Source organism: Agromyces humi, from assembly GCF_009720255.1.
In the GTDB taxonomy this organism is placed as follows: Bacteria; Actinomycetota; Actinomycetes; order Actinomycetales; family Microbacteriaceae; genus Agromyces; species Agromyces humi.
Genome location: NZ_WJSP02000136.1, coordinates 1 through 9,014, shown reverse-complemented (window position 1 = coordinate 9,014; position 9,014 = coordinate 1). Strand labels below are relative to the sequence as shown.

Sequence of the window (9,014 nt, the reverse complement as noted above, 5' to 3'; positions counted from 1 at the left end):
GGCGCCGTGGGCCCTCCATCGCCTCGAGCACCTCGGCGGCCTCTGCGGCGGCGGTGGCCCCGAGCTCGGCCGCCTCGGCCTCGAACGGGACCCGCAGGGCCGCGATCGAACGATCGAAGTCGCGGATGCGGCGGGCGAGGTTCCAGGCCCGGACCGACGCGACGACCAGCAGCACGACAGCAGCCGCGCCGAGCACGAAGAGCGCGACGACGAGAGCGGCGGTCGTGGGGTCCGAGACGCCGGGCCAGTTGGCGAGGACGATCGCGGAGCCGAACGCCGAGACCACCGTGAAGGCGAGATAGCCGGGCGTCGATCGGCTCGCGTGACCGTGTCGCGTGACGACGGCACTGATCGCGTGCAGCACCGTGCCCGCCCCGATGAGCAGTACCGCGCTCCACGCCGCCACGGCCATCGGCAGGCTCCCCGACCGGCCGGCGAACATGATGCCCGCGCCGACGATGGCGAAGAGGAAGCCGAGCCCGTCGAGCAGCTCTCGGCTCGCGCCGCCCGGATACTCCGGCGCGTCGGCATCCTCCGCCCGTGCGAGTTCGAGGCGGAGGTCGCGGAGACGGCGGTCGTAGCGGCGGTCGATGGCCTGGATCACCTGCATGGCCCTCCGATCGAGGGCGCCGAGCGCTGCGTCCTCGATCGGACGCACGACCACGGCGAGTCCGTCGCTCAACGTGCGCTCGTAGCGTGCGGCGGCCGCCAGCGCCGCCGCCGAGGCGACGGCCGACTGGTCGGGGCCGGCGGTGCCCGACTCGGGACCGCGTGTGGTCATGCCGCCTCGAGGCGGATCCCACGGACGAGCTCATCGAGGAACGGTGCCATGAACCCCGCATCCCGCGCGCTGTCGGCCGTGCCGCTGACGGCGACGGCGACCCCTGCCGCATCGAAGACGTAGTTGAGTCGACCGGCGGCGATCTCGGGGTCGCTCGACGGGAGCACGATCGCGGCACGGCGGCCCCGACCGAGGTGCTCCGTCGGGAACTCGATGATGGTGGGCGGCAGCTGTGCACGCTCGTCGTCGCCGGCCTCGTGCTCGAGGTCGACCACCTCCGCGTCGTGCTCGCCCACGAAGATGTTGGCCACGCCGAGCGCCGGCACTCCGCGCGGGCAGAAGAGCAGGCATTCGGTGGCCAGCTCGGTTCGCTGGGCGCGGGCCATTGCCGCGAACTCGGCGATGGCGGCCCGGGCATCGGCGGTCAGGTCGCCGAGGTCGGTCTCGTAGGCGTCGACGAGTGCCTCGGTCCACGCCTGTTCATCGGCCCACGGCCCCCATGGGAACGCCGCCGGCGCGGGGAACCAGACCGCCGCGTCGTACTCGATCTCGTATCTCACGCTGCCGGCTCCCACGCGAAGGTGCTCACGATCGTGTCGCTGAGCAGGCACAGCTCATCGACGAACGCATCACGGAAGCCGTCGTCCTCGTCGGTGGGATACGGGATCGTCGTCGTGAAGGCCACGGCCGACCGGCGCCCCGTGCCGGGCACCGGGACGAGGTAGTTGATGACGCGTGCGCGGGTGCCGGCGAGGTCACCGCCACTCGAGGCGTCGGCCTGCCACCGGACGATGGTGCGGTCGTCCGTGAGGAACTCGGCACCCCGTTCCTTGAACAGGGCCGTCACCTGGCGGTCGAGCGTTCCGCCGAGCTGGCCGTCCGCGACCGCAGCGGTCATGGAGATCGGCAGGATGCGCTCGGCCGGCACCGACGTCTGCAGGTAGAGGGCGAACACCCGACCCTGCTGCATCTTGCGATACGCCGTCTCGAGCATCCGCCGGAACTCGACATCGAGGTCGGGACGGTGCTGCGACGCGAAGACGGCACTCGAACGTTCGATGAGCAGGCCGATGCTCGCGCGGTCGGCCGGCAGCTCCTCCCACCCGGCCGGCAGCATCAGGCGGAAGGGTGGGACGGCGGGCGTTTCGGTCAGCGGCATCGTGAACACCTTATCGAGGTCGGTCGTGCCGTCACGCGAGCTGGGCGCGCCAGGTGTCGACCGGCTGGGGGTCGCCCCACGAGCTGATCTCGTTGACCCGGCCGAGCACCATGCGGCCGCGCTTCACCCCGAACTCGAGCGAGTTCGCGATGCCCTCGCTCAGCGCCACGGGCTTCGCGCCGCCGCTGATGACATCGGCGAGCGCACCGAGGTGCGGGGTGATCACGCGCTGGTGGTGCGCGGAGAGGTTGGCGAAGTTCTGCGCGATCGAGAGCGAGTAGCCACGGCTGGAGCCGCCGATGATGCGATTGAGGATGTTCTTCGGCCCGGCGCCCTGGAAGACCGAGAAGTCGCGGCCGAGCCGCGATGCCAGGCCCGAGGCGGCGCGGCTCCCGAGGTTGCCGCCCGCCCGGAGGCTGGCCGGATCGGTGAGCCCGCGCAACGCCGTGATGCGCCGGAGCGGCGTGGCGATCTCGAGGTAGGGACCGCCGAGGAACTCCTTGATCGCCGTCAGCCGCTTGCCGGACTGGAAGAGCTTGCCGAGCTTGCCGAACGGCAGCACCCCGACCACCGCCCACGCGACGTCGCCGAGGCCCTTGCGGCCCTTGGCGTAGAGGAACAACGTGCCGATGAGGGCGATGACGCCCACGATGGCCGCGATCACGGCGATGAACGGTCCGCCGATGATGATGGCTGCGATCGCCAGTGCCACGCCGACCCAGGTGAGCACCTCGAGCACGACCTCGACCACGCCCGCCAGGTTGTCGGTCCAGTCGTCGCTGACATTGCCCTCCGTCGCATCCGTGATGCCACGCAGCGCCGTGTCGTACGCCTCGTCCCAGGTGTCCCACTGCGAGTCGAACAGGGCGAACTGCGCGTCGAGGTCGGCCTCCGCGTCGTCCACCGCGCCCTGGGAGTCGGTCGCAGCCTCGTCGAGGCGTCGCTGACGTTCGAGCGCCGTCGGATCGGTCGGGTCGGGATCGGGCGCGTTCGACGCCGTCTGCGCCGCGGTCGCCGCCGCGTGCCGCTTGCTGTCGAGCGTGGACTTCGCGTCCAGCGCGTCGGTCACGATCGTGCGCATCGCCGCCTGCACGTCGGCCAGCTTGGACCCGTAGGTCTTCATGACCGTGCCCGTCGGCTTGTAGCGTTCACCCGCCTTGCGCAGCTCGGCATGCGCGTCACCGACCTCGTCGCGGATCTTCTCGATCGAGCGGCCTCGCTCCTCGCTGGCGCCGTCGCCGATCTCGCGCAGGACGTCGGCTGCGCCGATCATCTGCTCGCCGAGGTCCTCGATCTCCTTGCCTCGATCGATGACGCCCTGTGCGTCGCCCTCGAGCACCTCGACCCGATGACCGCGGTGCGTCCGCAGTTCACTCATCTTCCACTCCCCGTCATCGCGTCGGCAGGTTCGCGCCGTCGTTCTCCTGCAGTTTGAGGCTGTCCGCCGCCTCGAGGTCGAAGTCCTGCCATCCGGTGCACGTGCTCTCCACTGCGGCCTGGATGCCCGTGAGCTTCTGGATCAGCGCGTTGCGGCGGTCGTCCCAGCCACCCTCGAATTCGTGGGTCCGATCGCGGAGGCTGCTGCGTCCGTCGGGACGGCCGATCATGTCCTGGAGGGCGTCGGTGCGCTTCGCGGCATCCGCGAATTCCACGAGGATCTGCTTGAGCGAGCCGTTCAGCCGGTTCAGGTGATCGACCTTGATGTACACATCGGCCATTGTCGTGTCCTGTTCGACGAGAAGGTGGTGTGCTGGGAGGTCCACGCCTCAGGGGAGGGCGAACGCCCTCCCCTGAGCGCAGGTGCTACTGCCCGGCGAGCGCGGCGTCGGTGTCCTTGATCGCCTGCTGCATCTTGCGCAGCGAGTCGCCCATGTCGCGGATGCCGTCGATCGCCGACTCGAGTCCGGTCGTGAGCTCCGTGTAGCCCTCGCCGAACTTGCCCGAGGCGTGCTCGGTCTTGAAGTCGTCGCCGAGCAGCGTGTCGACGCCCTGCTTGAGCTGGCGAAGGATGTCGGCGATGTCCTCGCGGCCCTGTTCGAGCTTGCCCGCCATCGCTTCCATCTCGGAGTACGTAGCCTTGAAGTCAGCCATTATCGGCCTTTCTCTTCTGATTTCGGCCCCCTGCGGACCATCCGGGTTCCACCGTATTGGGGGTACATACGCGACTCAATGGGGAGCGGTCCCCACCCCCGGGCGCGCCGGCCGGCGCGTCAATCGGAGGCGACGAACGGCAGTTGCACGGTCAGGGCGCGTCCGTTCTCCACGAACAGGCCACGGCCCTCGGGGAACTCGTGCCGTTGCACGCGGGGGAACGGGACCTTGAAGACCGCGTCGCCGTCGTAGGTGTCGGGCTTGAGCACGATGCCGCGCCGACCTCCCTTGAAGTCCCCGATGAAGCCGTATCCGGATCCGAGCTGGCTCACGTCTCCGTCGCCCATGAGGAAGTGATCGCTCCGGTTGATCGCCTGGAAGAGCTCCTTGAGCGGACGCTCGGCGTCGGAGTCCGCGAACTCGGTGACGTTCTCGATCACGATGACGATCCGGCCGGGAACGGTCTCGTCGCCGACGATGCCCGTGAGCTCCTTGGCGAGGGCACGGGCGTCCTCGACGCTCGCCGCCGACCGCACCCACGGACGGAAGTCCCGGAGCACCGCCCGACGACCGCCGAAGTGGAAGAACTTCGCCTCTGGATCGAACCGCGCCATGGAGGTGGCCAGCGCGCGCAGGGCCGTCGACTTCCCGCTTCGCGGCGGCCCCGTGACGACGAAGGTGCCCACCGGCTCGAATCCTCGTGGCCCGAGGATGTCCTCCGAGACGCCGAGGACGGGCTGGCCGTCGACGGCGTCGGGAAGCGCGGTGATGTCCAGCTCGGTCGGCAGGGCACCGATCTCCCCCGCCTCCAGGGCGCCGCGCGAGCGGAGCTCGGCACCGAAGGCCTGGAGCGCGGCGGTCTGCTGGGCGACGTTCGCCGTTCCGCCCATGACGGCGAGCTGGGTCTCGAACCCGTCGACGATCGCCCGGCCAGGAGCGCTCCGCTCGTTGAGCACGTCCTTCGGCGCGCCCAGGATCGAATAGGCGCCCTCATCCGACATGCGAAGGACGACCCGACGACTGACGTTGGCACTGACCGCAGTGGGCACGGCGCCGTACCGGTCGGCGCTCACGACGGCGTGGATGCCCAACGGGCGACCCTCGCCGAGCACCCGCATGAAGATGTTGTAGAACGCCGAACGCGCGGCCGTGCTCTCCCACTCCTGCTTGAAGGTCCCGAATCCGTCGATGAGCAGCAGCACCCTGGGCTCGCGCGGCCGTGCTGCGAGGTCGCGATACTCACTGAGGCTGCCCGCGTTCACCGCGGAGAACCGCTTGGCGCGCTCGTCGAGCATGCTCCTGATCGTGCGGAGCATCCGCTGCACGCGCTCGACGTCGTCGCCTGCGACCACGGATCCCACGTGCGGGAGGGCCTCGATCGAGCGAAGCGAACCGGTGCCGAAGTCGAGCCCGTAGACCGTCGCCGTGCCGACCTCGGGCGCGGCACCCACCGCGGTCGCGATCGTGCGAAGTGCTGCCGTCTTGCCCGCGCCGCTGGTGCCGTAGACCAGGAGGTGGCCGTCGGTGTCGGGCTCGAAGAACACCGGCTCCTGCGCCTGTCGCTCGGGGATGTCGGCGAGGCCGAGCGGGATCCGCCCGTCACCGTCGAGGGGCAGCTCGCGCAGGTCGACCGTCGTCTTCAGGTCGTCGAGCCAGGGCCGCCTCGGCGCCGGGACGCCGGCGGCCGACGCGGCGGCGACGAGGTTCGCGACGATGCGGCGCTGGTCGTTGGGTCCGAGCTCGCCCTCATGGGCGTCGGGCTCGTCGTCGGCGGTCGATTCCCAGACCTGGGTCGAGCCGAAGCGCAGCTCGGCGACCTTCGCCTGCGCCACCGCGGGCGCATCGCTCGTCCAGCCGCCCGCGTAGCCCGACTGGAACGGGACGAGCCGGCCCGGCCCGGTCTTGGCGATGCCGCGGCCCGGGATGGACGGGTCGAAGGTGCCGGCGACCGGGTCGCCGACCACGTCGTTGGAGTCGGAGACATCCGCCATCCGCAGTGCCACCCGGAGGTTCGTGTTCGCGCGCAGGTTGTCCTTGATCACGCCCGCCGGTCGCTGCGTCGCCATGATCAGGTGGATGCCGAGCGACCGCCCGCGCTGAGCGATGTCGACGACGCCGTCGACGAACTCGGGGACCTCGCCCGCCAAGGCGGCGAACTCGTCGATGACGAGCACCAGGGCGGGCGGCGTCTCGGGATCCTGCCGCTTCTCGAGCTCGAGGAGGTCCTTCGCCTTCTTGCGATTGAACAGGTGCTCGCGGTGATGGAGCTCGGCGCGCAGGCTCGTGAGCGCACGGCGCACGAGATGGGGACTGAGGTCGGTCACGAGCCCCACGCAGTGCGGCAGCTCCACGCAGTCGGCGAACGCCGATCCGCCCTTGTAGTCGACGAAGAGGAAGGTGACCCGATCGGGGCTGTATTCCGCGGCCATGCCGAGCACCCAGGCCTGGAGGAACTCCGACTTGCCCGAACCCGTCGTCCCGCCGACCAGCGCATGGGGCCCCTGCGTGCGCAGGTCGAGCGACATGGCGTCAGGGCTTCCCTGGCCGACGAACGCCTTCAGCGTGCCGGCCCGCTTCAGGCGAGGACGAGGCCCGCGTGACCGGTCGAGGATCGAGTTGTTCTGCCGCCAGCGCTCGATCGCCGCGGTGGGCTGCGCCGCCAGGTCGGGGCCGAGGAGCTTCAGCAGCGAGACGCTGGGTGGCAGGTCGCTCGAGTCGGCGGTGACCGAACTCGAATCGACGACCGGCGCCAGGCGCTTCGCGAACACCTCGGCGTACTCGTTCGAGACGCCTTCGACGACGATGCCCTCGTGGGCCTCGCCGGCCCGGACGAAGCCCACGCGCGCTCGGTCCAAGCCCTCGGTGGCATCGATGTAGGTGCGGCATGCTGCAGGGAGCGACTCGACGGTCGGGGCGAGGAACACGGTGAAGATGCCGGCGTCGGCGCCGCGTTCGATGACCTGGGTGAGCCGCGGCCGGTCGACGGGGGCGTCGTTCGACGCGATGAGCACCAGGGCGAGGTCGCCCTCGAGCCGGCTCCCGCCCTCCTTGCCTTCGCCGACCCTGGCACCGAGCGCCATGGACGTGTCCTCTTCGCGGAGGGGTCCGCGCCGACTCGGCGTTCCCGACAGTTGCCCGAGGATGGCCTCCTCGAGGCCGTTGAGCAGCGCCGTGCCGGCCGACTGGCTGTCGGCCAGGGCGAGGTCGGCGAACGGCGAACGCGGGCTCGTGGTGTGCGGGAGCCACTTCATCCAGTCGAGTTCCTTCGCCCACGCCGGGCCGACGATGGCGGCGGTGATCAACTCGTTCGGCGCGTGCAGCCCGAAGATCTGGATTCCGATGCCTCGCAGGACATCCGCCGCGAGATGGCGGGGGCCGGCGATGCCGATCGCGCCCGCGTGCGGGAGCATCTCGACCAGCGGCACCTCGTCGATCGTCTCGTGCCGTTGACGCAGCGCATCGACCTGCCGGGCGTATCGCACGATGCCCTTCTGCTCGTTCGACGCCTGGATGGGGTTGCGACTCCTGGCCGCACCGATTCCCAGGCGAAGTGCGAGGAAGTTCCAGTGCTCCGGCCGACGGGTCCAGAGGAGCGGGCCGAGCCGCATCGCCGCCTCGTAGACCGTGGCGACCGCGGGTGCCTCGGCATGCCGGCGCTCGCGCTCCACGAGCGTCTCACGTGCCAGGGTCTCCTCCAGCTCTTCGAGCTGCTCCTCGAAGGTGTCGACCTCGAGCCGGAGCTTTTTCCCCTGCTGGGTGCGCTGGCCGATGAAGTTGCCCAGCATCATCAGTGGCGACATGGCGACGATCGACAGCGAGAACGGGTTCATGGTGATGAAGAACATGGCGAGCCCGAGCATCATGGGCGCGACGATCATGGGCCACGGGAAGAGCCTCGGCTCCGCCTCGCTCGGAACGACCGGATGCTTGTGCTCCATGCCGGGATAGCGAACCTCGACCCGCGGCGACCGGTTGAACATGAGGGCACCGCCGCGCTCGAGCACGGGATCGGGTGCATGGTCGGTGCCTGCGACGAGCGAGAAGGACACCTCGCTGTCGCCGATCGTCACCACCTGTCCGGGTGACACCCGGACCCGCTGCACGAGGCCCCCGTCGACGATGAGCCCGTTCGCGGAGTTCAGGTCGACGAGCTCGACCGTCTGGTCCACCTCGACCCTGGCGTGCCGCTTGGAGACGAGCGGGTCGTTGAGCAGCACGTCGACGCCGACCGCGCGGCCGATGACGCTGTTGCCCCGACGGAGCGGGAACTCGCGACCGGCGTCGGGTCCAGAGAGGACCCGCATGACGGCTGCCGCGCCCTCCGACGCACGAGCGGAACGGGGGCTGTGCGGGACGACGGCCGCGTTGAAGCCGGACCCGATCGGCGCGTCCCCGATCGGCAGCTCGGGATCCAGCATCGTGGGCTCGGTGGACGTGGGCGGCGCGACCGCCAGTGTCACGACGCCCACGCCGGCGGCACCGCCGAGCCGAGCCGTCTGGGGGTCGTTCGTCAGGATCGCGTGCGCGATGTCCTGCACCGTGGCCGTCGAGTCGGCGGTCACCATGACGTCCACCGGCGACCCGCTGTGTCGGCGGAGTCCGAGCTTGAGCTTCATGCAGTGCCTCCGGATGCCACGGTCACGATGAATCGTCGTCCGCCGAGCGCCACCGTGGCGCCGGCCGGCACCGGGGTGCGGATGCCCGGGGTCAGCTGGCGTGAGGAGCCGTCGGGCAGCTCCATGAACGTGCCGTTCTTGGACGAGCGGTCGGCCACCCAGAGCGAGCCGTCGTCGACGCCGTACGCCGCATGCGTCTTGGAGATGCGCATGCTCTCGTCGACGAGGGGCACCAGTCGCACGGGCGACTCCCCCGGCGCGACGGCCGGACTCCGGCCGAGCAGCCCCGGCTCGGAGACGGGCAGCCGGGTGCCGTCGTCGAAGACGAGCACGAGCTCGGTGCGGGGCGCCGGTGCGGCCGGCGGGG

At 70.4% G+C, this 9,014-nt stretch carries 8 protein-coding genes; all 8 read right to left on the bottom strand.

Features of this window, described 5'->3' with window-relative positions; genetic code table 11:
- On the bottom strand, nucleotides 1-781 hold a 781-nt coding region (locus GH736_RS12140), incomplete at its 3' end, for a hypothetical protein (protein WP_203230745.1).
- On the bottom strand, nucleotides 778-1,341 hold the full coding sequence (locus tag GH736_RS12135; protein WP_159603589.1) for a hypothetical protein: 564 nt from the start codon (nucleotides 1,339-1,341) through the stop codon (nucleotides 778-780). The genes GH736_RS12135 and GH736_RS12140, both read right to left, overlap by 4 nt.
- Nucleotides 1,338-1,940, bottom strand: a complete 603-nt coding sequence (locus GH736_RS12130; RefSeq protein WP_159603587.1) for a hypothetical protein — start codon at nucleotides 1,938-1,940, stop codon at nucleotides 1,338-1,340. The genes GH736_RS12135 and GH736_RS12130 overlap by 4 nt, the downstream gene beginning before the upstream one ends.
- A 31-nt stretch (nucleotides 1,941-1,971) precedes the next feature.
- Entirely contained in the window at nucleotides 1,972-3,318 is a 1,347-nt protein-coding gene (locus GH736_RS12125; protein ID WP_159603585.1) for a hypothetical protein, read from the bottom strand.
- 13 nt (nucleotides 3,319-3,331) lie between these two features.
- On the bottom strand, nucleotides 3,332-3,658 hold the full coding sequence (locus tag GH736_RS12120; RefSeq protein WP_159603583.1) for a hypothetical protein: 327 nt from the start codon (nucleotides 3,656-3,658) through the stop codon (nucleotides 3,332-3,334).
- Between the two features lie 85 nt (nucleotides 3,659-3,743).
- Nucleotides 3,744-4,031, bottom strand: coding sequence for a WXG100 family type VII secretion target (locus GH736_RS12115; RefSeq protein ID WP_159603581.1), 288 nt, complete (start codon nucleotides 4,029-4,031; stop codon nucleotides 3,744-3,746).
- A gap of 119 nt (nucleotides 4,032-4,150) precedes the next feature.
- Nucleotides 4,151-8,647: an FtsK/SpoIIIE domain-containing protein gene (locus tag GH736_RS12110; RefSeq protein ID WP_159603579.1), complete on the bottom strand. Its 4,497-nt coding sequence runs from the start codon at nucleotides 8,645-8,647 to the stop codon at nucleotides 4,151-4,153.
- A partial coding sequence (locus GH736_RS12105; protein ID WP_159603577.1) for an FHA domain-containing protein occupies nucleotides 8,644-9,014 on the bottom strand: 371 nt, incomplete at its 5' end. The genes GH736_RS12105 and GH736_RS12110, both read right to left, overlap by 4 nt.

Bases quoted from the DNA above. Each gene is read 5' to 3' on its own strand.
- GH736_RS12115 (WP_159603581.1), bottom strand. From the start codon at position 4,031: ATGGCTGACTTCAAGGCTACGTACTCCGAGATGGAAGCGATGGCGGGC.
- GH736_RS12120 (WP_159603583.1), bottom strand. From the start codon at position 3,658: ATGGCCGATGTGTACATCAAGGTCGATCACCTGAACCGGCTGAACGGC.
- GH736_RS12130 (WP_159603587.1), bottom strand. From the start codon at position 1,940: ATGCCGCTGACCGAAACGCCCGCCGTCCCACCCTTCCGCCTGATGCTG.
- GH736_RS12110 (WP_159603579.1), bottom strand. From the start codon at position 8,647: ATGAAGCTCAAGCTCGGACTCCGCCGACACAGCGGGTCGCCGGTGGAC.
- GH736_RS12125 (WP_159603585.1), bottom strand. From the start codon at position 3,318: ATGAGTGAACTGCGGACGCACCGCGGTCATCGGGTCGAGGTGCTCGAG.